This is a genomic window from Govania unica, assembly GCF_027920805.1.
Classification (GTDB): domain Bacteria; phylum Pseudomonadota; class Alphaproteobacteria; order Sphingomonadales; family Govanellaceae; genus Govanella; species Govanella unica.
Genome location: NZ_JANWOI010000003.1, coordinates 659,290 through 682,066, shown reverse-complemented (window position 1 = coordinate 682,066; position 22,777 = coordinate 659,290). Strand labels below are relative to the sequence as shown.

Below are 22,777 nucleotides of genomic sequence, written 5' to 3'. Positions count from 1 at the left end.
GATAAGGGAAAATAGGGTTCAATCCGGCGCATCTGCACTTCCGAAAGCAACAGCAAATCACTCATGGCAACACCTCCTAGTATTGCCATTGAATCAACCAATGATCATTCCGGCAAGAAATTAATGGGTCCTGAGCCTAAGCTAATTTGAAGACAGCAAACATAAGATATTTCCATCATCTGATGATGGAATATCAACCAATCTTAATAAAGAGAGATTTCTTCAGACAGAAAGCAAATTCTGAAATGACCTACTCACCGGTAATGGATAAGCTTTTTTACTGTGAGATAAGCCCGACTTCACGATGGATCCCATAACATTTATCGCTAACGGCAATGGATTGATAATTGGTATGGAAAGGCCCTCCTGTTTGAACGCCTCAGCCATTGCAACCCCCGGCCCCAATAAAGTCGCACAGCCCAAAATCAGAACATCGACATGATCTTCCATTACCGCGCTCATGCCGGCCTTGATGAGAAGATCGGCCGTTCGTTGTGGGTCAGTCTCGATCTCAAGCACGGGAATACTGATGCCGCGAAATGCGCCATAGCGCCCAGAGAGGCCATAGCGTGCAGCTTGGTCCGATACCATTGTCCGCGTGGACTCGACCACATCAATAAAACCAAATCTATGCCCCAGCATTGCCGCCATATGCATGGCCGCCTCGGCTATCCCGACCACAGGAATAGTCAATGCTTCACGTACGGAATATAGACCGGGATCAGCCATGCAATTGATGATGACGCCATCAAATCCGGCTTGCTCGGCCTCCATCGCTTGCCGCAAGAGCCCGCCGCCGGCCACGGCTCGATCAATGTAATTTTCGATGCAATCCGGACCCTTGTCCAAGAATACATGGGAAATATCCAAAGTATTATCTGCCCTGGAAAAATCGAGAATATCCCGGACCATCGGCAACAATGCATCTGACTGAAGGACTGGTGAAATAACCTGAATACGTTTCATAAGTATTCCCATTAAGGCGATTTATAGCCCGCTTCGCTTAACTAATAAGTACGCCATGAGATCAAAAATTTAATTTCGAAAGCTGTTTCTAATCATAAATTATTGGCTATTTTGATGCTATCCAGAAAATCAAACTAGGCTGAGGACTCATTGATTGAGCCAGAATATGACGGTTGCAGCGATGCAGATGGCGGACATGAAGGTGTGTGCGCATCGATCGTGGCGGTGTGGATGCGGCGCCAGTCCTTGAGTTTGGCAAACATGTTCTCGATCCTGTGCCGCTGTCGGTAGAGCACAGTGTCGTGGGGGATCTGCACTTTGCGGTTGATCTTTGACGGGATGCAGGCGGCAATGCCTCGATCATTAGCGCCGCGCCTTTGTAATCGCTCATCTGCCCTGCGCTGAGCAGCATGACCAGTGGTCTGCCTACAGCATGGAGCTTGGAATTCAGGCTACCTTTGGTGCGCCCGACATGTCTGTGAACAGCCCCTTTTTAAGCAGGCTGGCTACCGTGCGATGTGCCTTGAGGTGGGTGGCGTCGATCATCAGTTGGTCCGGCTTTTCGCCCTCGGCAGCCAACGCCGCAAAAACCTTGTTGAAGACCCCGGGCCGACTCCAGCGGTTGAAGCTGTTATAGATCATCTTCGGCAGGCTATAGTCCGCAGGCCGATCCACAGTCGAACGCCCCGTGAACACACGGGCCATCCGGGTTCTATTAAAAGCTTGGGTGCAATCCATTCTCTGGCTCGGACGAGTGGGCGTAATCGATCACGGCTGCAGGCGCCCTCTCCGTAGGCTTCCCGGGCCAGGCTCTATCTTCATGTTGCTTTGCGCGGCGGGCGGAGTGGTGTTATTCTGCTACGGCAGCTGGCTCGGCTGCCAGCCATACTACAAATCCACGGGGGGTAAGATGATGTCACTGGACGTCTTCAGCGCCGCCGCCAACCACGAGGATCTCGCCGATCCTGCGCGGCGGCACCTGCTGGTAGGCCTGCTCACTGCGTACACCGCCTCGCTGATTCCGTGGGCACTGGCTCAAGCTGCGCCATCCGCGGAGCACGGCGCATTCACAGCGCTTTCCGCCATCCTGGTCGGCCGGCAGGCCCTGGATACCACAGAAGCCAACCGTCTCTACGATGCTCTCGCCATCGACCCACACTTCCCTACCGATGTGCAGGCCCTGCTGACCCTGATCAACGAACGTCACATTGCCCCGCTGCAATTGCAGGCCACGTTGGATAGCGGCCATTCGCCGCTGGCACCACTGCCGCGGAAGATCGTCAGCGCCTGGGCCCTCGGCGTGGTGGGCAGCGGTGAAAACGCGCGTTGCGTCGCCTATGAGAGCGCGCTCAACGCGGTCATCGTGGCCGACGTGCTGAAGCCACCCACCTATGCCTACGGCGCCTACGGCAGCTGGATCGATAAACCCCTCTGAGGAGTGTAATTCGATGTCCGGACAGCTATCAGCTGACATTGTGGTGATCGGCGCGGGCATCATCGGTGCATTGGCAGCGCGCCGCCTCGCCAGGCAGGGCGCTTCAGTGCTGATTCTCGAGGCGGGGCCACGGTTGGAGAGCGCCCGCATCGTCGCCGGGTTCCGCAATTCGCCGATCAAGGGCAACTGGATGGCACCTTATCCGCCGTCACCATGGGCACCGCATCCGATCTACACGCCGAAGGACAACGACTACCTGATACAGGCTGGGCCATATCCCTACCCGGCCGAGTATATCCGCGCGGTCGGTGGCACTACCTGGCACTGGGCCGCACAGGCGTGGCGGCTGGTGCCAAACGACGTACGCATCAAAAGCCTGTACGGCGTCGGCGTGGACTGGCCGCTCAGCTATGAGGATCTCGACCCCTGGTACCAGGAAGCGGAGGAAATCCTCGGCGTGGCCGGTGCCGACAACACCGGCTCGCCACGCCAGCAACCGTTTCCGATGGAACCAGTGGCCGAGCCGTGGGCAATGCGGCGCTTCCGCGAGCGGCTGGCTCCGACATACCCGGTGGTCGCCAACACCGTGGCACGCAACAGTCGCGGCTACGACGGCCGCCCCGCCTGCGTGGGAAACAACAGCTGCCAGCCGATCTGCCCGGTCAACGCGCAGTATCTAGGCATCAACGCGGTGGAAGCGGCCGAGGCCGCCGGTGCCAAGGTGATCCCTAACGCGGTGGTTTACCGCATCGAACATGACGCCAAGGGGCGCATCGCGGCGGTGCACTACTATTCACCGGACAAGACCGAGCATCGTGTCACCGGCAAAACCTTCATCCTCGCCGCGAATGGCATCGAGAGCCCGAAGTTATTGCTGCTGTCGGCCAGCGACAGGTATCCGACCGGACTGGCCAACCGCTCTGGCATGGTCGGCCGCCACCTGATGGACCACCCCAGCACGTCATTGACGTTCTACGCCGACGAGGAGCTGTGGCTGGGCCGCGGCCCGCAGAGCCCGAGCTCGATCAATATTCTGCGCGATGGTCCCTTCCGGACCGAACATGCGCCTTACCGACTGGACTTCACCAACATCTCGCAAGTGCTTAACGTCACCAATGACCTGATCAAGGAGGGGGTATACGGCCCGGAGTTCGAGAAACAACTGCGCTGGCGTGCCGCGCGTCAGGTCAACGTGAAGAACGTGCTCGAAGTGCTGCCCAACCCTGACAATCGCATAACGCTCAGCTCGGAGAAGGATGCCATGGGTATCCCGAAGCCCGAGGCGCATTACGCCATCGACGACTACACGCGGCGCGGCGCGGAAGTCTCAAAAGCCGACTTCGCACGCATTGCCAAACTGATGGGCGGCACCGGTCTACGCTACAGCGCGGATGGCGATTTCGCCAACAACCAGCACATCACCGGCACCATGAGCATGGGCAATGACCCGACAACCTCCGTGGTCGATGCGTTCGGCCGCTCGCATGACCACGAAAACCTGTTCATCTGCAGCACCGGCGTGATGCCCACCGCGGCCACGATGAACTCCACGCTCACCGCGGTGGCGCTAGCACTGCGTACCGCCGAGCATATCCTGCCGGCGAAGAAAGCACAGGCGGCCACGGCGCATAGCGAGGAGAGCCTGGCATGACCGCATCACCACGTTGCTTCCCGTTGCTCGCCCTGCTCGGCCTGCTTATCGCCGCGCCTGCTGGTGCCGCCGACACGACCAACGCCTCATTGTTGCAACGTGGTCAGTACTTGGCCACCGCTGGAGACTGTGTGGCCTGCCATACTGCGTCCGGCGGCAAGCCATACGCGGGCGGCCTGACGGTGCCCACGCCGATCGGCGACATCATCAGCACCAATATCACGCCATCGACCACCGGCGGCATCGGCCACTACACCGAGCAGCAATTCAGCGACGCCCTACGCAAGGGCATCCGCGCGGATGGCCAGCGGCTGTATCCGGCGATGCCCTATACCGCATATGCGCAGATCACCGACGACGACACGCATGCGTTGTATACGTACTTCATGCACGGAGTGGCGCCGGTGGACAGCAAGCCGGCGCCGACCCGACTGCCGTTTCCGTTCAACATCCGCCTGTCGATGGCGGCGTGGAACCTCTTATTCCTCGACAACAAATCATTCACGCCTGAGCCGAGTCAGAGCGCCGCGTGGAACCGGGGCGCCTATCTGGTCCGCGGGCTGGCTCATTGCAGCACTTGCCATACGCCCCGCAACCTGCTGATGGCCGAGCAGTCATCGCGCGAACTGGCCGGTGGTGCCGTCGGCACCTGGCTGGCACCGAACATCACCTCGGACGCGAACAGCGGTATCGGCGGCTGGAGCGAACAGGATCTCGTCGATTACCTGAAACTCGGCCACGCCCCCGGCAAGGCGCAGGCAGCCGGCTCGATGGCTGAGGCGGTCGAGCACAGCCTGCAGCATCTCACCACCGCTGACCTGCAAGCGATCGCTATCTACCTGAAGACGGTGCCGGCACAACGTGATCCGGCCGACACTCGGCCCATCGACCGCTGGGGCACGGCCTATGACGGCATGTCCGAACTACGCGGCACGGCCCTGCCCGACGATGGAAACAAGTGGAGCGGGGCGCAACTCTATGACGCGCATTGCGCCACCTGCCACCAGGCCCGCGGCGAAGGCAGTTTCGATGGTGGCCTGCCACCGCTGTTCCACAATACCGCTACCGGCCGCGCCAATCCTGACAATCTTGTGATGGCGATACTCGAAGGCATCCGCTGGCAAACCGGCGACTCCGGCGTGCATATGCCCGCCTTCGCGGACAGCCTGAACGACCAGCAAGTCGCTACTCTGACCAATTACCTTACCGAGCACTACGGCAATCCGGCCTCCAAAGTCGATGCCCGGCAGGTACAAATACTTCGTTCCGGCGGCGCGCCATCACACTTGGTCATGCTGACACGGTTGGCGATGGCTGTGGTGGCGTTAGTGATCCTCGCCATCGTTGTCCTATGGTTCCGGCGCAGGCAGCGTCGGGCTTCCTCCGACAAGGCTTGATCCTCATGCGCAGTTCATCCTGCACGACCCACGGTCTCGCAATTGGCGGCATGCTTTGGCTATACACGCTGCCAGCCATGGCGCAGCAGGCCAGCGACTGGCTCAGCCAGCCCACCATGACCGGCGACTGGGGCGGCACGCGCACGCAACTGCAGGATGACGGCATCAACCTGCGGGCACACTGGACCACCGAGAGTGCAGGCAACGTCTCCGGTGGCCTCCGCCAGACCGCGCGCTACACTCAGCAGCTCGATTTTGGTGTGGACTTCGACCTCGACAAGCTATGGGGCGTGCCCGACGCGAAGATCCAGGTCACCGTCACCGACCGTCGCGGCCGCAGCCTGACGAACGACGCACTGGACAACCTGTTCTCGGTGCAGGAACTCTACGGCGCGGGGCAGAACTTCCGTTTGGCCGAGTTGAACTGGCAACAGGATTTCCTCGACCACAAGGTCACCATTCAGCTGGGCTGGTCGCCGATAGGCGATGACCTCGCGCGGCTGGCCGCATTCTGCAATTTCCAGAACGGCATCATTTGCGGCCATGCCAACGCCATGACCACCAACAGCGGCGCACACAACTTCCCCACAGCGCAATGGGGTGCACGGGTGAAGGTGCATATCACGCCAACCTTCTACGTCCAGGGCGGCGTCTACCAGAACAATCCGAACGCGGCTAACTCCGACCAGGGCTGGAACCTCAGTTTCAAGAGCGATGGCGTGATCGTGCCGGTCGAGGTGGGCTGGAGCACCAGCCCCGATAACCCGCTACCTGGCAGCCTCATGCTTGGTGCCTACTATAACAGCGCGGCGACACCAGACGTATTGACCGACGTCAATGGCTTCTCTGCCGGATTGACCGGCGCTGCGTTCCTGTACCGCAACGGCCGCTCGGGCGGCTACTTCATCGTCGACAAAATGGTCTATCGCGAAGGGCCCGGCTCCAACCGCGGGCTCACCCTCGGCGCAATGGGTGGCGTGGGCGACTCCGCGACCGCGAAATTCCGCTACTTCTGGATCGTCGGCGGTCATTATCAGGGCACCTTTTCCGGCCGAGACAACGATTTCGTCTCGTTCATGGTAGCCTCGGCACGGATCAATCCGCGACTGACCCGTTACCAGCGCGACAGCGACAGCGTGACCCCTGGCGCCGTGCCGATCCAGACCTATGAAACCGTGTTCGAAGTGGACTACGGCGCGAAACTCGGGCCGTGGCTCACGCTACGCCCCAACCTGCAATACATCGCCCGTCCCGATGGCACCGGCACGATCCCCAATGCCTTCGTCATCGGTCTGTACACGCAGATGACGTTCTGACCGACGAACTGACGTGCATGCAGTGACCAGCTGGCGCTGTATGATAAACTGCTGAAGGAGTCCGTCCGTTTCAATGCGCAACGGTTGGGTTTGTGCTTGAGTAGGTACGTGCGGTACTGGTCGCAGCCGCCACCGATTCCGTCCCCCCCTCCGGATCCTCCTGCGATCCCGTCAAGGTTCATCACCCGGCTTGCGCGGGAGTTGGATGCCATCATAGCTCGCATCGTCTTCGGAGATGATAAGCATGGCCGTTCTAAATGATACCTGGGCATGCACGTCGAATGACACGATATCGCACAGTGAAATCCACTTTGGGAAACAGGTCGCATGAGGCCAGATAGAAAGTCTAAGACTCTCCCGAGAACTGGAAAGAACCTGGATCTCAGGCCAAGAAATGACAAGAGGCAGATCAAGATATGACCTGCCTCTTGTCTATTTCAGTGTGGCATTACTTTTAACGTGACATCACGGGCTCAAAATTCCCAGCGTCGTTTGGATCACCTGCGCCCTTATATTTCAACATGAGCGGATAGGGATAGGTCGGCCGGGTGAAGAGCACTTTACCGCTCTCATCGCGACGCGCACCGATCATAACGTCGGGAGCTTTGCCCTTTTCAACCCATTCCTCAATATATGTGAGGAAATCGATGTCTTCAGCACCTTCACCATTACGGCAATGAAGTGAACCCGGGATCATGAACATACGGAAGAAGTCCTGAGTTGCCTCCCGGCCACCCATGGTTTTTTCGACTGTCTCGTAATAATCGATCGCTACGCCAGGCACGGTCCCCATATCGTGCCAGCCGACATAGTTGATGAATTTTCCACCTGCAGCTTTAAATCTCCGCATGTCCGGATTATCCGCGGCATAAAGCGCTTCCATCACGTCGTTGCGCTTATAGTCCATATCAAAATCGTAATCTTCTGGCGTCCACCCGGCTCCGAGTTCAGGGGTGCGGCCCATATAGCGAAAGTAATTCTTCGCCAGAGCAGCAAGACCTGTTCCGTCCGGACGATATACTTTTCGCCAGAAAAGTTCCGTACCCGGCGCCCATCCGCCGGCAGTAAGCTTTTTACCTTTGGAATCTGTTGGACCAGAATACATTTTCTTGGCCGCATCCGCCTTATCCTGGCTTAGGCAATTGCCCTTCTGACCCTTCTTGCAGACAAGTTCATCCGGGTTGATCTTGCAAGCGCGCGGATTGCCAACGAGACCGTCTTTCACGCCGTCATCCATGTCGCATTTATCAAGAACGGCCTTATGCAGGACGTTGACATCAGATTCTGAAAAGATCGGCGTGTAATTCTTGTCGTAGGCATGCGTCAAAGCCCACACGTTCTGCTGCATGAGATCGCCAAGACGATTTGGCGCACCGCCACCTACGATCCCATCGAAATCCCAAGGGAAACGCTGGGCCAAAACCATAGCCTGATGACCACCATAAGAGCATCCCATGTAATAGGATTTCTCTGGATTTTTCTTGTAAAAGCTTGCCGTAATGGCCTTGCCGGCTACGGCGGTCACGTGGCTTGCACGTCCACCATAATCAAGCTCGGCCTGAAGATTATTGTAAGCCCACTGTCCATCGGTCCAATTGACGTCGGCAGGACGAGTAACATGGCCAGCATTGGTTACGATACAAGCATAACCCTTACGAAGCGGCTTTTCGCAATATTTTTCATAATCAAACGTACCGCAATAGTTTCCGCATCCATGCATGAAGAATCGGCCATTCCAGTTTTCTTCAGGCAGCTTAATTTTGAAACCGACATTTGGCGCAACAATGCCCTCGACTTCACAATGCGCAGGCACATCATTCACAGCAACCACCTGCTTAGCGCTGATGACGTCTGTCGGCGCTTCCGGAATGGTTGAAAAATCGGTGCGCTTGATTGCATCGCAATTTGAAATGACCGATTGGGCTCGTGCCGTTTCTGCCGCGGATACTATGCTTGGCATGGCTATGATCGTAGCGACCATTGCCATGCATCTTATCAGGATTCTCATATTTTCAAGCTCCCCTGGATATTGATCATGCTTTTTTGGCTTTAAAGCCGCTGATTGGAGCTGGAGGGCGGGTAAAATCGCTGCCCTCGATCCCCGTATTCAGGGCCCCTACTGTGTCTTCGCAAAAGCGTCGGAAGGCGAGTGTATCAAGGCCCAATGTGAAGACCGAAACACCTGAATCAAGCGCTTTTCGGCAGCTTTCCGGGGTCGCATCCAGAATAGGCCCACCATTTACGGCGACGTTATGACGCTTGGCTGCGTCCAGAACTTTTCTGTAGGCAGCTTGAACTTTTGGACTATCCATCATCAAGGAGGCTTCGCCCATAGCGTAAGCAAGGTCGCCTGCCGCGAAGACAATCATTTTCACGTCTTCGAGGGCGCAGATTTCTTCGATATTTTCCACGGCCTCCACTTGCTCGATCATGGGCACCAACATGACTTCATCATTGTTCCACCGAGCATATTCGTCGAATGTATTCCAGTTGTAACGAGCTGCCCGCAATGACGGACAAATTCCACGCTTGCCCTTCATCGGGAAGTAGGCGGCATCGGCGGCGCGCTTTACATCTTCAGCCGTTTTGATCAATGGCAGGAAAATACCAACCGCGCCCGCTTCGAGCGCACGATGAATGTCGCTTTCATCATCATGCTTTGAAACACGCACAAAGGTCGCAAGCCCCACCGTATCGGCAGCGCGCACCAAATGTTCCATATCACGGGCATTATTGGGGGAATGCTCCGTATCAAGCATGACAAAATCAAATCCCGTCAAACCGAGAATTTCGATTAGTGCAGGATGACCAGTGAAAACCTGCATACCAAGAGGCACCTGCTTGTTTTCAAGCATTTCGGCAATACGATTTCTTTTGAACATAATCATTTCCTCATATTATTTCTATCGCGCGAAAAGCAGAATTTTATGGTGTCGTCTTTTCAGGTGCGCAATGAATGGATGATCGAGGTCAGCTCCGATACGTCAAGATCACGCGCCTGGAAATCGTCTTCGATCCAGCTAATCTGGGATCTCTGATCATTATAGGCGGGCCATGCAGATCCATCCGGACTTCTTGGCACACCTGTTCGTGCAAATTCAATCCAGGCATTTTGAAGACCAGCCGAAATCACACGATCTGTTTCGTCATATGCCTGATCATCCGTCAGGTTTCCGAAGACATAGCGGATTTCCGCTGAATGCTTCACGAGATCCTGACTTTTGCGTGCCCCGGGAGAGACACGGGCGAAATGGTAATAATAGAATCTCCGCCCCAAAGCCCCAAAGCGCTTGATCGTGGCCAAGGCGGGTTCGAACCAGATCACGGTCGAAAACAACTTGTCCAATGCCTCGTATGGCGAGAGGTTCGCGCCTTTCAGAACGGCCATCACGTCATCTGCTTTTGGACCGGCCAATGCCGTCGCCATGTGGCGCACGACATTCCAATCATAGCTTCCTTGTGGTTTGATGAAGTATCGTGCCTCATTTTCAAGGCACCCGAACATGACCGGCACATCTTCCGGCCATCCGGGAAAGCTGCCCGCCATTAATATTTCATTATCAGGAACAGGCATCCAGACCAGATTAGCTGGCGTATGGACCTGCCCTGGCGGGGGGAAAATGCCACAGTTTTCATGTGATGCGATACGGAGCTCTTCCGTCGGAATCTGCCGTAATACATCCAGATCTCGACTGCCAAGCCGCTCAAACAATCGCTCCGCAGCAGCCTCCGCGCGATCGTATGACCAACCCGGAGCAAAGGAATATTGTTCAAAGCCAGCGCTTTGAATAATGCCACGATGAAACAGACCACGTGCCTTCGGCGTAGACAGTAATGTGCGAACAGCAACTGCGCCGGCAGATTCACCGAAGATTGTCACATTTCCGGGATCGCCGCCGAACTGACTGATATTGTCGCGTACCCATTCGAGGACAGCGACGTAATCCAGCACCCCAAAATTCGCGCCGACATCCGGATGCGCCAGAAATCCAAACGCCCCCAAACGATAGTTAAAGGTAACAGCCGTTATCCCTTGTCGTGCGAGATTTGCACCGTCAAAGGCATCTTCGGAGCGGGATCCCCCTAAATTGCCGCCGCCATGAATCCACAGCATGACGGGCTGACGCGCATCAGGCGTAAGATTGGCTGTCCAGACATTGAGCGTAAGACAATCCTCACTCATGGACGATGCGCGGATGTTAAAACCTGCACCAACAGTCTGGACGGCAGCAGGACCAAACTCAAATGCGTCCCGCACCCCTGGCCATGGCTCGGGTGGTTGTGGTGCCTGCCAGCGCAATTCACCAACGGGTGGTTTGGCATAAGGTATGCCGAGGAAGCGGCAAACGCCGTCTTCCTCGGCACCCCTGACTATTCCCTGGACAATTTTAACCTCGGAACTGATTGAACTGTGCATTGTCCTCTCCGACGCAATCCAGGGAACAGATATTAAGCAGACTTACCAGTTATAGCTGGCGCGAATGCCATAAGTACGTGGATCGCCCACGATACCGCCCGGCGCCATGCCGTTGCCGGAAACGACCTGATAATATTTCTCATTCGCCAGGTTCTTTCCGTACAGCTCAAGCTTCCAACCACCCGCATCGCTCGGGCTGATGCTGATATTTGCGTTGAAGAGCCCATATGCCTTCTGGCTCGCAAGCAAGATATTGGATGCATCAAAATAGGTCCGCGCGCGGAAAGCGTAATCGACATGAAGATTCAGGTCGTAACCGCCAATTTGCGGCATATAGTCAAGAGCGACCATTCCGGACCATTCCGGCGATCCATCAAGCGTATGACCTGAAGCATTGATCGTGCAGACGCCTGCTTTGCAATTCTGGTTCGGCACGTAGGGAGAAAAGCCGCCCGGAATTGATGCTGTGGGGAAGCTGTCATAACGTGCCCGCAAATAGGACAAATTTCCCGACAGCTGGATCTCGGACACAGGCTTGGCTATGACCTCAAGCTCAAGGCCCTTAACCGTGGCCGAAGCGGCGTTGCTGATGACCGAATTTCCCGGGCCAAGCAACTGACGAACTTGCAGGTCTGTGTAGTCATAGTAGAAGCCCGTCAGATTCAGCCGAAGACGGCGGTCGAACCATTGTGTCTTTGCGCCCAGTTCATATGACCACAGCATTTCGGGGGCATAACCGGCGGTCAGAGGATTGGTCGCCTGACTATTAAAGCCGCCACTTTTGAAGCCTTTGGTCGCCGAAGCATAAAGGAACAGGTTGTCATTGGCCTGATAATCAAGTCCGACTTTGGGCGTAAAGGCATTATCCCGACGATCGATATCGAAAATGACCGGGAAGCCTGGCAAGTTGTTTCCCATCGTGGCCGGGTTAATGGATTTTGCTTGGAAATTCTGATTCATCTTCTTCTTTTCGGTGGTGTAACGAGCACCAACGACAAGTCTCAGATCGGACAGAATTTCATAATCACCTTGTGCATAAGCAGCATAGGAATCACTTTGAACCTCGGGGAAAGCCCCCCGCGTCGTCAGACTGGCTGTTTGCGTTACAAAGCTACCCGGCGTGTCCTCATCATGGAAATAATACAGTCCGCCAACTGCCCGGAACTTGTCCGAAACATACTGAAGGTTGAACTCTTGTGAGAGTTGACGTGTGTCACTCGTCGAACGAAAGAGCAAAAGATCCAATTCACTCGCATCGTTATCATTATACGCACGTGTTTTGATTTGGCGCCATGCGGTGATGGAATTCAAGGTCAAGCTATCGTTCAGTTTCCAATTAATTTCTTCGGAAACACCACCGATCCAAGACTTCAACCGTTGATCGGCATTCAGCGCGACCTTCCGATAGCTGCCAACCAGAGAATTGGCAAGCGGCGCATTGATCGTCAGCGGAGCAAGCAGATGATCATAGCTTTCGAAATATTCGTCAACCTGTCCATAATCCGCGCGTGTCGTGGCAGTTATATTTTCATTGACTTGCAGTCGAACCTGCATTCGGGCACCAGCGCTGTTCCCCGTGCCGATGTCGTGCCCGCCCGGTGCAATATTCTCGAAAAAGGCATCGTGACGACGATAATTTACTGCAAGGCTTGCCGTCAGTTTATCTTCCACGAGCGAGCCAGTGACATAACCCGCCCCTTCTAATGTGTTATAGTTTCCATAGCCCAACCGAACCTTGCCACCAAACTCGGACGACGGGGCACGCGAAATGACATTGATGATGCCGCCCGTGGCGTTACGACCATAAAGAGTTCCCTGCGGGCCACGGAGGACTTCCACCCGTTCCACATCAAAGAAATCCGACATCTGCCCCGAAGCACGCGAAATATATACGCCGTCAATCTGGGTAGCGACGCTTGGGTCAGAGCCACCATTGCTCCCAATCCCACGGACATAGATGATAGCCGCAGCAATATTGCGCGAGAATGTCAGGTTCGGAACGTAAGTTGACAGGTCTTTGATATTATTCAGACCCTGCGTTTCCATGAAATTGCCGTCTACAACCGAAACCGCGATCGGCGTCGTCTGGAGATTCTGGCTGCCGAGTTTCGCCGCGGTAACGACGATCTCTTGCAGCCCAAATGCTGCATTTCCTGCGTCTTCCTGTGCCAGGGCAGCACTGGAAATCACAAATGGCAGTGCGCAAACAGACGTTAAAAGGAAATTGGTGATCGGTTTCATGGAACTCCCCATAGTTTATATTTGATAAAATCGTCAGATCAGGATGGATGGCCTAACAGTCAGTCGAACTTGATAGCCCAGACAGGATGCCTCAGAGCGGATTTGCACTTATCATGCAACCGACGAGAAGCGCCGGCTTATCAGAGCGATTGCTCCAGGCATGGTTCGTGCCTCGGATAACGACAGAATCGCCCGGGCGCATCAGCACCTCATCAACGTCTGTGATCATATAGATTTCACCTGATACGCAGGTGATGCAGTCAAGCGTATCCGTACGGTGCATGCTAGGATGACGCGCAAGATCCTCAGCTGTTGGAATATGTTTCTGTGCCACTTCAACATTGAGTTTTTTCAATGCGGCAACATGACGCAACTTGTCTTCAGTATCCGGCGGAATTTCAAGCGCACGGAACAGAAGCCCTCCTGGCGGCGGTTCACGTGTTGCTTCCGTGCCAGCACGATCGCCAGTTATGCTGTTGTCCACCGGCACTTCGTCGGCCTTCCAAAGGGTCGCGCGATAAAAGATGCCGGGCTGTTCTTGAACATTATGGGCATCATGCATGAGCGTTGCTGATTTCCCCTCTTCATTCAGGCCAACCACATAGCGCTTCCATTTCGCCATTTTTATCTCCGGTTATTCTCAGGTTGCAATCTCGGTATCGGCAAGGTTCTAGGGAGCCCAAACAGCACCGCTATGACCAATAGGTTTGTTATCCCGTCGTCGCTCTTGTTTTTATTTGTTTATATAATTCACCTAGTCAGTTTTTTAAATTCTGTCAATAAAAATGCCAATCTGGTCAGGCAAAATAATTGCCCTTCCAGCAGGAGAAAACGTGAATTCTTCCATTAAGTAAAATTAGTACAATGCTTTAAATTCATTATGCTGACGTAATGATTGATGCGCGTCACAAGACTTTTTAATCTAGGTGACTTTTAAAATTGATGGCCATTTGATGTCGCTTTGGCTGCATCGCCTCTTTTGCCCCCCGCTTTTGGTCACCAAAGGCATAAATGAACCGGCTCCGCCCCTGTTCTGCGTGAGCCAGTTGATGCGCGGAAGCGCTATACAAAACGGCCGCATGACAATTTCAATTATCAGCGGCCGCAATGTAGATTAATCGTTTCCTGAAATTACTTACGTCGCCTCATAGACAGGCCGAGAATAAGAATGCCAATGCCAGCCAAGATGGACAGTACAGAGACAATCCAGAATAATGATTTTCCTGCAGTTCCACCAATCAATGCGGCACCAATCAAAGGGCCAACGATAGCCCCAAAGCGCCCCATTCCCATGCTCCACCCTACCCCGGTCGCACGAATGTCCACGGGATAGAATTGAGACGCGATGGAGATTACGCACATTTGCGCGCCGATGCAGAAGAACCCGGCCACAGCGCAGAACAAGAATATAGTGGAAGACGGCTGTGCCCCCAAGGCAAGCAAAACGACCGCAGCCCCACCGAGCAAATAGGCGCCGCCGACAATCCGATAAACACCAAGGCGATCACTCACCGCGCCAATCAACAGACTGCCGATAATGCCCGTAATATTGAGGACGGCAGCAGCAAGGACCCCCTTCTGAACGGACAGCCCAGATTCAACCGCGATCGCAGGAATCCAGCTTACCATCAGGAAAACCAAAAGAAGGCTTACAAAGAACACCCCCGCGATCAGCAGGCTGCCAATCAAGCGGCCCTCTGTAAACAACGCATAAATGCTTGTTTTACCCTGCCCTTCAAGATTTTGTTCGTCCGCACGCGCCAACGCCGCTATCGTCACAGGCGGCTTTCCCATCCGGGACAATATCACATTGACAGCATTTATATTCTGGCGCGCCGTCAACCAACCAAGCGATTCCGGCATACGAAGGACCAAGATCGGCAAAAGAAGGATCGGGACAATTCCACCCAACAGGAAAACGGATTCCCAACCAAAGTGAGCAATAAGAGGTGCAGAAAGAATTGCGCCGACAACCGCACCTAACGGAAATCCGCAAAACATCGCCACAATCAGCGTCGTCCGCATGCGCGCAGGCGAGTATTCCGACGTCAGTGCAATAATACTTGGCATCGCACCACCCAGCCCCAAACCCGTGACCAGGCGATAAAATCCAAGCTCCCAGCCCGTCGTTGCAAGCGGCGTTACAAGTGACCCCAAGGCAAACAAGGCAACAGTCAGCAGCAAGGTTATGCGACGGCCATAACGATCTGCGACAAGGCCGAATAATACGGCGCCGACAAGCCCACCAAGCAACCCCACAGCAAATATCGGCCCAAAAGCCGCAAGGGGCATTGCCCATTCCTGCGCAATCACGGGGGCTACAAATCCAATGGCCTGCGTATCAAAACCATCGAGCAAGGCAATGGTGGCACACAGAATAACAACCAGTTTTTGATAACGACTCAATCCATTATCGCCAACCAGATCAATAGCAGCCCCAGCCTTTACACTGCCGTGCATGCTCGCCTCCGTGATTTTTGGTTTTCTGAGATTTTCTGCTTCAGGAACGGCGTGCCATGCCATCAACGATCGTCGAAAGAAGCGCCTTAAGCTTGGGATCGGACAGCCGCACTTCCTGAGCTTTAGGCATGGAACTTACAAGCTGCATTGCTGTTTCGTGAAACTCACGCGCGGTTTTGGCCGCAGCCTTGACATCGCGGCGTTCGATTGCCGCCACAAAGCGTTCACGGACATCCGCCAAACCGACGAGAATATTTCTCCAGCCTTCCACCGCTCCGCCCGTAACTTCCTTGGCAAATTCGACCTGAATATTTGCAAGAAAGATGCAGATAACCTCGAGTAAAGGATTATGGGCGGCCTTTAAAAGAGCATGATGGAACGCACGAACGCCAATCGCGGCTTGTTCCGCACTCTGAACTTCCTTCAGGGCCAGCGTTGTCTCACGAAGCCTCTGCAAATCGCCGTCTGTCGCCTGCTTTACGGCGCAGGTCGCGGCGTGCACGTTCAATACACTTAGTATTTCAAGTGCATCTCCGACCCCAACCGTTTCAAGCTGAATAACGGCGCCGAGCGACATGGCGACCAGGGCTTCCCCGTTTGCGCTGACATAAGCTCCGCTGCCGTGACGGACATCAACAAGTCCGATCACAGAGAGACCTCGGATGGCTTCGCGAACGGTGGGGCCGCTGACCGAATAATACTCAGCCAATTCCTTTTCTGTCGGAAGACGCGCGCCGCGGGACAAGGCGCCGGACATGATCTGGCTTTTCAGATCCTCGAAGATCTGGTCCGCTACGCGACTTCTATCCAGTAAACGCGGTGCCTTGGCTAATGTCGTCCGCATTTAGGCTTGTCCTCAGCATATAATTAAAATAAACATGTCACTAGGTTTCTATTCCCATATTTAATCGCAGTCAAGAGAGCCGTTCTGGCCACCCGAGACAAAGCTAAAGAACATGAAAGCGGACAAAATGAAAACTGGTCGTGGTTTCATCACCTTGGAGCAAGCGTCTGTCATCGTGGATGCGGCATTGGCCCATGGCCGTACCCGCTCCCTGCCCCCGCTGACTGTTGCTGTGCTGGACGTTGCCGGACGCCTTGTGGCCTTTAAACGAGAAGATAATTCAAGTCTGTTGCGCCCTGAAATTGCCCAAGCCAAAGCTTGGGGTGCGCTTGCCATGGGTTCCGGCTCCCGCGCATTAGGGGAACGCGCTAAAACTCATCCTGAATTCATAAGTGCGATCACAGCCCTTGCTGGCGGCAACCTGATCCCTGTGGCGGGGGGCGTTTTGATTTATGATCAAACCGGAATATTGCTCGGGGCCGTCGGAATTTCGGGCGCGCTGCCAGATCAAGATGAAGATTGCGCCCTCAAAGGCATTGCTCAATGTGACTTGGTTGCCGAGGTCGGCTCAAGCCATTGACTTGAGTTTCTGCCTGAACCCATCGACGGATACTGAGAAATGACGCCCTGAAAATATGCGTTCTGCAAGATCAACCTACTGAGCGCATATTTTCAGGGCGTCATTTCAGGCGCTTCATTCAATCCATGAATCTGCGCCCTGCCGTCGACTTTCTCGATATCCCCGTTATCCAATTTTCGTGGATTGGGCTGATACGAGTACTGGGCGGCCCGCACGTACCGCCCACATATTTGTAAAGCGGTTGCGCAGACTGCGCGGCTCCCCTCCCGCAAGTACATTCATGGTAGCAATGCCGCTGACAATCGCAACGCTCTCATAGATTCGAACCGTGATTTCGCTCCGCTCAATCGTGAGGTATTGGCTGGCTCCGCTCTCGATCTTGCCAATGAAAGCTTCGCGCGCGTCCAATTGGCCTGACGAATGGATCCATGTTGAATCTTCAGCAAAAATATCACGAAGTACCGCACCATCTCCCGCGATCATTGCGCTGCAACGCGCGGCTTCCGCCATCTCTGTAGCTTCAAGCGTCCATTTAAAGTCTTCTGCTATGCTCATTTTATATCTCGCTATATAGGCGCCGAAACAGGGATTTTATCGTATCGTTCTCAGGATGTCGGGGCTTTGATTTCAATCCGGTACGCGAGTTGCTTGGAAATGTATCAGACACGGAACGCCCGTGTAACAGGACCATATTGTGGAAATCTGATTACGAATTCTCCGCGGCTCGCCACCCATCGTAACATCAAGATTCAATATGCCCGCAACCACACCACTTTCACCAAAAATTTCGATTGCGGCATACTCGCGGTCAAACTGATTCAGCACGAGCGACCGATTGGCGATCGCCTCAAGCAATGACGTCTTTGTATCGACCTTCGACGAACCATGGATCCAGAGCAATCCATCATCCAGAAGTTTAAGTAATCTTTCGAGGTCGGCCGTGACAAGAGCCTCGGCAAGCTCTTTCTCAGCATGCTCAATCGCCTGCTTATCAAGCTCTTGTTTTGTCATGGAGATGTTTTCCAATTATATGCATATGATTGAGGAACTTTTTAACCGGACCTCAATCTGTCGGCAAGGATATACGTGAAGGCCTTGATGACTTGGCCGTTTACAGTCTCCTCTTATTGAGGTAACCGTCATTTTAAAGATAAAAACAATAGAGTTTCTGGTTGTCGTTTCTGCAAACGAGAGTTACGCAATGTCATCTAATATCGTTGGAAATGAATCCGATTCCATATTTGATAGCGGATGCATTCGCATTGCACTTAATAAGTCCAACTCCATTGTTTCTCATATCTCTGAAGATGGATCATTGTCTGGTCCAGCGGTCGATATTGCACATGCCTTTGGACGAAAGCTAGGCCTCAAGGTTGAGTTCACATATTATGCAGGACCGCAAGATATTGTCGCCTGTGCAGAGAATGGCCAGTGGGATTTAGCCTTTCTGGCTTTTGATCCGAGCCGCACGGATCGTTTTTATTTTACCAAACCATATCTACAGATCAAGGCGACCTGTGCCGTACGTGTTTCTCAAAATATCGAAAGCTTTGATCAGCTCGATCAATCGGGATTCAGCATCGCTTCGATCGCTGGTACAGCTTTCGACCTCCGGCTAAGAAAGCGATTGCAAGCAGCTCAGGTCGTGTCATTTGAAAATGAACAAACATCCTATGCTTACTTCCTGAATGGTTCCGCAGTTGCCGTGGCAGGAATTCGGTCAATGCTTGAATCCGAGGTCGAGACAAGGCCTGAATTGCGTGTCCTGTCGGATGATTTCGCAATTATGGCGCAGGCGATTGCAATTCAAAAGAACAGAACCCTGCTCTTTGACGAAATCGATAAATTTCTCCAGAATTATGAAAACACAGCCCACGGATAACGTGATGGGAGAAAATACTGCAGCTCATTCCCTCATCTTCGCTCGGTTTTTGCCGCTAGGACGGCGATCATCCTTTGTGGCCTCGGGTTAGCGATTACGTTGTTGCATGAACAGGTCAACCCGATCATGATCGGCGTCATGATCGCCGTGGTGCTTTACGTGGTCGTGGCCAGGAAATTCGCGGCATAGTCGCCCCTTGATCTTTTGATTGGATGAAATTAGGCTACTTCCTCTCCTGTATAGTTCCTGAATCCGGGTCATGAGACAAGGAAGTTGATGGTAACGGCACTAGACTGCAACGCACCTCTGGACTTCAGTCAGGCCATTCTCGGCTTTATCGGGGATATCGTGCCGACGACCGGGCGCTGTTTTTATCGCGTTGACGACCGCATGCAGGTCTTCGATCATCATCTGTTCAACCTCGCTCAGGAATGGTTGACCGCTTATCAGGACCATTATTGCGAATTTGACCCACTGCATCCGTCGCGCTGCGCCGACAAGGAAGCGAAAATCGCAATCCTCAACGACTCCATGACATCAGATCGCCATACCCGCAATTATATGACGAGTTTTCTGATGCCCCAAGAGACACCCTATCAGCTGGAAGTCTACCTACGTCATGACCGCCGCATCGTCGCCGGCCTGTCGCTTGTGCGCGGGGTCGACATGGGGCCGTTCTCCTTGACCGAGCGGGCTTTGCTGGAACGCATGGTGCCGTTCGCCGAATTTTGCCTTGACCGCATCCTTGGCCACCCGGCCCCCTCGGTGCCGGACGAGATCGGCCTGACCGAGCGGGAGCGGGAGATCGTTCAACTGGTCTGCGCAGGCCTCAGCAACAAGGAAATCTGCCGCCGTCTCGGCATTGAATTGCCAACCGTCAAAACCCACCTCAGCCGCATTTTTGGCAAGGCCGGGGTGCAGACCCGCACGGCCTTGGTCCATCGGCTGTATCGCGGCAACTAAGCGAGCCGGGCCTCACGGCCGGTCGCATAGGCCGCCCGCAGCATCAGCAACAGACTGACCACAAACAGCGTCCCGGCGAAAAGATTGACCATTTCAAAATTGGTCGGCGTGATGAATAGCGCCGCGATCATCGGCCCGACGGCAAGCCCCAGCGTCTGCAACCCCGCCGTCCAGATCATGAAGCGACCGGTATCGTCCAGGTCGGCCATGATCGACAGCAAAAACGGATGAATGTAATTCCAGGCAAAGTTAAAGACCGAGCAGGCCAGCACATAGGGCAGATAGTCCTGCCGCCCAACCAGAAAGGCAAGACTGCCAACCGATAGGGAAATCCCGCACAGCAAGGGCCACAGGCGACCGAACCGCCCTTTCTGAACGGTTGCGGCCGTTGCCCCGAAAATCCCGGCGATCGAACAAAGAGCAAGGGCACTGCCCACATCCGCAACGCGAAGCCCGCCCGCGACCCCGATGCGATCGAGATAGGCCCAAACCGCCCCTTGCGCGAGGAAATAGGCAAAAATCGCCGCAAGCGCGGCCCCCCAGATCATTGCGCCGACCCGGTACCCCTTATGAGCGGCGCTCGCCCCCTCAGCCTCCCCCCCATGCGGGAAAAACCGTAAGAATGGCAAGGCGACCAGCGGAAACAGGATAAAGAACCACAGGACCGCCTCGATCCCGTTCCATGCCAGCATGGCGGGCATGAGATAAAGCCCAAGCGCGCCGTACACGAGGCAAAGGGTGATATAAACACCAAAGGTTTTCTCTGGCGTCGCGCTCCTGCCCATGGTGGCGAAGGACAACGACACAAACCCGCCATAGCCCGCACCGGCGATCAATCGCACCGCGAAAAGAGCCGTCGGATCCGTCAGATAAAAGCAAAGCGCGTTGCCAAGCATGATGGCCATAGCCGATGGCCACAGCAGCGTGCGCCAGCTGATCCGGGTGATGATCAGGGAAATAACAAAAGATGCGACCGCCATGCCGAACATATCAGCGGAGGCGACAAAGCCCGCCTCGCCAGGCGTGAGCCCGCGATGATCCACAAGCCCGCCGACCAGACCGGGCTGGACCAGAAAGGATTCCGCGCCGATAATGCCGACAAAGATGGCTGTCAGGATCGCCTTACTGTCCGGCTTCATTCATATCCCCTAGATTACACATACTCTACAAGACTTCGTCCCCACCCGTCGATAACGGCTGAAAATGCCGGGATCGAGACGCTGAAACCTCCGCATCCGAACTGCCCTTCTCTATCTGAACGGGCAATTCGGCACGCTTTCAGGTTAACCAATAACGGCTTTCATGCGCGCTACATTCTCTGCCGCCGCATCGATGACGGCTGCCTGATGGGGCAACAATTTCTGCGCCGGATCACCCGCGATAATCGGCAGGAATGGATCCTCCACCGCCGTGCGACGATCCGCCAGCTCCTCAATCACCGCAAGTCCAAAAAACGGTACCGTTTCGGCGCTGTAGCCACCCTCATGCAGCAGCACCAGACGACCGTCGCACAGCCGCTCCGCCGCCGCCTTGACGCGCCGGGTCATCTCGCGGAACGAGTCACTATGAAGTGCCATGCGGGCCAGCGGATCCATCCCGCCCGCGTCAAAGCCACAAGGGACAAGGATCAGGTCAGGCTGATAGGCCTCAAGCGCCGGAATGATGACCCGGTCAAACGCCTCAAGATAAGCCTCGGTCCCACTGCCCGCGGGCAGCGGGATATTGAGGTTGAAATATGCCCCCGCGCCCTCGCCGATTTCATGGACATGACCGGAATCCGGCGGAAAGCTTTGGTCCTGATGAATGGAGATGGTCAGGACGCTCGGGTCGGTCCAGAAAATATGTTGCGCCCCGTTGCCGTGATGCACATCCCAATCGACAATGGCCACGCGTTTGAGCCCAAGCTCGGCCTGGGCATATTTGGCCGCAAGCGAGCCATTGGCAAAGATGCAAAAACCCATACCCTGATCGACTTCGGCATGGTGGCCTGGCGGCCGCACCAGAGCATAGGCATTCCTCACTTCGCCCGCCACCACTGCGGCGATCGCTGCCATGATGCCACCCGCCGAAAGGGCGGCGATTTCAAAGCTCCCCTTGCCAACCGGCGCAAAAGCGCCTGAATCTCCCCCACCAGCCGCACTCAGGGCTATGACTTTCTCGATATAGGACAACGGGTGAATACGCGTCAGTTGATCCACTGTCGCCGCACGCGGGGCAATTGGCACCAAGGCCGGGGTCAGCTCGCTGATGTCCAAAAGATTCTTGAGCCGCCGTTTGGCTTCCGGATTTTCCACATGCCGCCCCGGCTGCAGAAATGGCCCCGGCGGCATGACGCCCGCATAATTGCCGGTGTCGTGCCACATATAGGATTCATGCCAGACAAGTCCGGTGCGAGACGGTTCAATCGTCATTCTGTGCCCTCGTTCCATGGTGCTCAAAGCGCTTTGATGTCCTGACAGGATTGTTCCGGCGTAGCGGCGCCCACACCCCACGATCCTGCAAGCGTTTGATATTGCCGCGATAGATGATCCCTGTTGCAAAGGTCGACAGGCCAATCGCAAGAAACGGCGCTACCAGCCTTTTCTGGTCGATTACCTGTGTCATTCAGCCCCCTCGGATCGCGTC

The 22,777-nt window shown here is 54.9% G+C and carries 20 protein-coding genes and 1 pseudogene; 7 read left to right on the top strand and 14 right to left on the bottom strand.

Translation table 11 applies throughout. The features are described from left to right. Nucleotides 1-222: 222 nt before the first annotated feature. Together NYP16_RS10825 and NYP16_RS14640 are read right to left on the bottom strand one after the other, a co-directional pair. Complete coding sequence (locus NYP16_RS10825) at nucleotides 223-966, bottom strand: aspartate/glutamate racemase family protein (protein WP_274944157.1); 744 nt, start codon at nucleotides 964-966, stop codon at nucleotides 223-225. A gap of 147 nt (nucleotides 967-1,113) precedes the next feature. Further along, nucleotides 1,114-1,497, bottom strand: a pseudogene (locus tag NYP16_RS14640) (IS5/IS1182 family transposase); the annotation flags it as partial. Nucleotides 1,498-1,876: 379 nt separating this feature from the next. On the opposite strand from NYP16_RS14640, the gene NYP16_RS10815 reads away from it, so the two are divergent. Genes NYP16_RS10815 through NYP16_RS10800 form a run of 4 tightly spaced genes read left to right on the top strand, consistent with a single transcriptional unit; the run spans nucleotide 1,877 to nucleotide 6,765 of the window. Further along, on the top strand, nucleotides 1,877-2,401 hold the full coding sequence (locus NYP16_RS10815) for a sugar dehydrogenase complex small subunit (protein WP_274944155.1): 525 nt from the start codon (nucleotides 1,877-1,879) through the stop codon (nucleotides 2,399-2,401). 13 nt (nucleotides 2,402-2,414) lie between these two features. Continuing rightward, a complete protein-coding gene (locus NYP16_RS10810) occupies nucleotides 2,415-4,052 on the top strand; it encodes a GMC family oxidoreductase (RefSeq protein ID WP_274944154.1) in 1,638 nt (545 codons plus the stop codon). Further along, a complete protein-coding gene (locus tag NYP16_RS10805) occupies nucleotides 4,049-5,449 on the top strand; it encodes a c-type cytochrome (protein WP_274944153.1) in 1,401 nt (466 codons plus the stop codon). The genes NYP16_RS10810 and NYP16_RS10805 overlap by 4 nt, the downstream gene beginning before the upstream one ends. Before the next feature lie 5 nt (nucleotides 5,450-5,454). Then, nucleotides 5,455-6,765 (top strand): carbohydrate porin, encoded by a 1,311-nt coding sequence (locus NYP16_RS10800; RefSeq protein ID WP_274944152.1) that lies wholly within the window; start codon nucleotides 5,455-5,457, stop codon nucleotides 6,763-6,765. Between the two features lie 454 nt (nucleotides 6,766-7,219). On the opposite strand, the gene NYP16_RS10795 is transcribed toward NYP16_RS10800, so the two are convergent. The 7 genes from NYP16_RS10795 to NYP16_RS10765 form a co-directional block, all read right to left on the bottom strand. Next, on the bottom strand, nucleotides 7,220-8,752 hold the full coding sequence (locus NYP16_RS10795) for a tannase/feruloyl esterase family alpha/beta hydrolase (protein WP_274944151.1): 1,533 nt from the start codon (nucleotides 8,750-8,752) through the stop codon (nucleotides 7,220-7,222). A gap of 46 nt (nucleotides 8,753-8,798) precedes the next feature. Next, nucleotides 8,799-9,647, bottom strand: coding sequence for an HpcH/HpaI aldolase family protein (locus NYP16_RS10790; protein ID WP_274944150.1), 849 nt, complete (start codon nucleotides 9,645-9,647; stop codon nucleotides 8,799-8,801). Between the two features lie 59 nt (nucleotides 9,648-9,706). Then, the gene (locus tag NYP16_RS10785) at nucleotides 9,707-11,182 is read right to left on the bottom strand and encodes a carboxylesterase/lipase family protein (protein ID WP_274944149.1); all 1,476 of its coding nucleotides are present in this window, start codon (nucleotides 11,180-11,182) and stop codon (nucleotides 9,707-9,709) included. Between the two features lie 42 nt (nucleotides 11,183-11,224). Beyond that, the gene (locus tag NYP16_RS10780) at nucleotides 11,225-13,423 is read right to left on the bottom strand and encodes a TonB-dependent receptor (RefSeq protein ID WP_274944148.1); all 2,199 of its coding nucleotides are present in this window, start codon (nucleotides 13,421-13,423) and stop codon (nucleotides 11,225-11,227) included. A 91-nt stretch (nucleotides 13,424-13,514) separates the two neighbouring features. After that, nucleotides 13,515-14,045 (bottom strand): cupin domain-containing protein, encoded by a 531-nt coding sequence (locus NYP16_RS10775; protein ID WP_274944147.1) that lies wholly within the window; start codon nucleotides 14,043-14,045, stop codon nucleotides 13,515-13,517. A gap of 509 nt (nucleotides 14,046-14,554) precedes the next feature. After that, nucleotides 14,555-15,883 carry an MFS transporter gene (locus NYP16_RS10770; protein ID WP_274944146.1) on the bottom strand — a complete coding sequence of 443 codons (1,329 nt, stop codon included), beginning with the start codon at nucleotides 15,881-15,883 and terminating at the stop codon, nucleotides 14,555-14,557. Between the two features lie 40 nt (nucleotides 15,884-15,923). Beyond that, nucleotides 15,924-16,727: a FadR/GntR family transcriptional regulator gene (locus NYP16_RS10765; RefSeq protein WP_274944145.1), complete on the bottom strand. Its 804-nt coding sequence runs from the start codon at nucleotides 16,725-16,727 to the stop codon at nucleotides 15,924-15,926. A 112-nt stretch (nucleotides 16,728-16,839) separates the two neighbouring features. Between NYP16_RS10765 and NYP16_RS10760 the strand changes: the two genes are divergently transcribed. Then, nucleotides 16,840-17,307, top strand: coding sequence for a GlcG/HbpS family heme-binding protein (locus tag NYP16_RS10760; protein WP_274944144.1), 468 nt, complete (start codon nucleotides 16,840-16,842; stop codon nucleotides 17,305-17,307). A 165-nt stretch (nucleotides 17,308-17,472) separates the two neighbouring features. Here the strand turns inward: NYP16_RS10760 and NYP16_RS10755 are convergent, their stop codons facing one another. Together NYP16_RS10755 and NYP16_RS10750 are read right to left on the bottom strand one after the other, a co-directional pair. Then, nucleotides 17,473-17,862 (bottom strand): nuclear transport factor 2 family protein, encoded by a 390-nt coding sequence (locus tag NYP16_RS10755; RefSeq protein ID WP_274944143.1) that lies wholly within the window; start codon nucleotides 17,860-17,862, stop codon nucleotides 17,473-17,475. A 72-nt stretch (nucleotides 17,863-17,934) separates the two neighbouring features. Then, nucleotides 17,935-18,318 carry a nuclear transport factor 2 family protein gene (locus NYP16_RS10750; RefSeq protein WP_274944142.1) on the bottom strand — a complete coding sequence of 128 codons (384 nt, stop codon included), beginning with the start codon at nucleotides 18,316-18,318 and terminating at the stop codon, nucleotides 17,935-17,937. 190 nt (nucleotides 18,319-18,508) lie between these two features. Here NYP16_RS10750 and NYP16_RS10745 point away from each other — a divergent pair, with 190 nt between their 5' ends. Next, nucleotides 18,509-19,189, top strand: coding sequence for a transporter substrate-binding domain-containing protein (locus NYP16_RS10745; RefSeq protein ID WP_274944141.1), 681 nt, complete (start codon nucleotides 18,509-18,511; stop codon nucleotides 19,187-19,189). 276 nt (nucleotides 19,190-19,465) lie between these two features. After that, the gene (locus tag NYP16_RS10740) at nucleotides 19,466-20,152 is read left to right on the top strand and encodes a response regulator transcription factor (RefSeq protein WP_274944140.1); all 687 of its coding nucleotides are present in this window, start codon (nucleotides 19,466-19,468) and stop codon (nucleotides 20,150-20,152) included. On the opposite strand, the gene NYP16_RS10735 is transcribed toward NYP16_RS10740, so the two are convergent. The 3 genes from NYP16_RS10735 to NYP16_RS10725 form a co-directional block, all read right to left on the bottom strand. After that, nucleotides 20,149-21,291: an MFS transporter gene (locus NYP16_RS10735; RefSeq protein WP_274944139.1), complete on the bottom strand. Its 1,143-nt coding sequence runs from the start codon at nucleotides 21,289-21,291 to the stop codon at nucleotides 20,149-20,151. The two genes, NYP16_RS10740 and NYP16_RS10735, sit on opposite strands and share 4 nt — an antisense overlap. A gap of 144 nt (nucleotides 21,292-21,435) precedes the next feature. Next, on the bottom strand, nucleotides 21,436-22,563 hold the full coding sequence (locus NYP16_RS10730; RefSeq protein WP_274944138.1) for a class II histone deacetylase: 1,128 nt from the start codon (nucleotides 22,561-22,563) through the stop codon (nucleotides 21,436-21,438). Further along, nucleotides 22,553-22,756 (bottom strand): hypothetical protein, encoded by a 204-nt coding sequence (locus tag NYP16_RS10725; protein WP_274944137.1) that lies wholly within the window; start codon nucleotides 22,754-22,756, stop codon nucleotides 22,553-22,555. The genes NYP16_RS10730 and NYP16_RS10725 overlap by 11 nt, the downstream gene beginning before the upstream one ends. Nucleotides 22,757-22,777: the final 21 nt, after the last annotated feature.

What these genes read in the sequence shown, in the direction of transcription:
- NYP16_RS10825 (WP_274944157.1), bottom strand. Translation starts at nt 966, where the DNA reads ATGAAACGTATTCAGGTTATTTCACCAGTCCTTCAGTCAGATGCATTG.
- NYP16_RS10815 (WP_274944155.1), top strand. Translation starts at nt 1,877, where the DNA reads ATGATGTCACTGGACGTCTTCAGCGCCGCCGCCAACCACGAGGATCTC.
- NYP16_RS10810 (WP_274944154.1), top strand. Translation starts at nt 2,415, where the DNA reads ATGTCCGGACAGCTATCAGCTGACATTGTGGTGATCGGCGCGGGCATC.
- NYP16_RS10805 (WP_274944153.1), top strand. Translation starts at nt 4,049, where the DNA reads ATGACCGCATCACCACGTTGCTTCCCGTTGCTCGCCCTGCTCGGCCTG.
- NYP16_RS10800 (WP_274944152.1), top strand. Translation starts at nt 5,455, where the DNA reads ATGCGCAGTTCATCCTGCACGACCCACGGTCTCGCAATTGGCGGCATG.
- NYP16_RS10795 (WP_274944151.1), bottom strand. Translation starts at nt 8,752, where the DNA reads ATGGCAATGGTCGCTACGATCATAGCCATGCCAAGCATAGTATCCGCG.
- NYP16_RS10790 (WP_274944150.1), bottom strand. Translation starts at nt 9,647, where the DNA reads ATGTTCAAAAGAAATCGTATTGCCGAAATGCTTGAAAACAAGCAGGTG.
- NYP16_RS10785 (WP_274944149.1), bottom strand. Translation starts at nt 11,182, where the DNA reads ATGCACAGTTCAATCAGTTCCGAGGTTAAAATTGTCCAGGGAATAGTC.
- NYP16_RS10780 (WP_274944148.1), bottom strand. Translation starts at nt 13,423, where the DNA reads ATGAAACCGATCACCAATTTCCTTTTAACGTCTGTTTGCGCACTGCCA.
- NYP16_RS10775 (WP_274944147.1), bottom strand. Translation starts at nt 14,045, where the DNA reads ATGGCGAAATGGAAGCGCTATGTGGTTGGCCTGAATGAAGAGGGGAAA.
- NYP16_RS10770 (WP_274944146.1), bottom strand. Translation starts at nt 15,883, where the DNA reads ATGCACGGCAGTGTAAAGGCTGGGGCTGCTATTGATCTGGTTGGCGAT.
- NYP16_RS10765 (WP_274944145.1), bottom strand. Translation starts at nt 16,727, where the DNA reads ATGCGGACGACATTAGCCAAGGCACCGCGTTTACTGGATAGAAGTCGC.
- NYP16_RS10760 (WP_274944144.1), top strand. Translation starts at nt 16,840, where the DNA reads ATGAAAGCGGACAAAATGAAAACTGGTCGTGGTTTCATCACCTTGGAG.
- NYP16_RS10755 (WP_274944143.1), bottom strand. Translation starts at nt 17,862, where the DNA reads ATGAGCATAGCAGAAGACTTTAAATGGACGCTTGAAGCTACAGAGATG.
- NYP16_RS10750 (WP_274944142.1), bottom strand. Translation starts at nt 18,318, where the DNA reads ATGACAAAACAAGAGCTTGATAAGCAGGCGATTGAGCATGCTGAGAAA.
- NYP16_RS10745 (WP_274944141.1), top strand. Translation starts at nt 18,509, where the DNA reads ATGTCATCTAATATCGTTGGAAATGAATCCGATTCCATATTTGATAGC.
- NYP16_RS10740 (WP_274944140.1), top strand. Translation starts at nt 19,466, where the DNA reads ATGGTAACGGCACTAGACTGCAACGCACCTCTGGACTTCAGTCAGGCC.
- NYP16_RS10735 (WP_274944139.1), bottom strand. Translation starts at nt 21,291, where the DNA reads ATGAAGCCGGACAGTAAGGCGATCCTGACAGCCATCTTTGTCGGCATT.
- NYP16_RS10730 (WP_274944138.1), bottom strand. Translation starts at nt 22,563, where the DNA reads ATGACGATTGAACCGTCTCGCACCGGACTTGTCTGGCATGAATCCTAT.
- NYP16_RS10725 (WP_274944137.1), bottom strand. Translation starts at nt 22,756, where the DNA reads ATGACACAGGTAATCGACCAGAAAAGGCTGGTAGCGCCGTTTCTTGCG.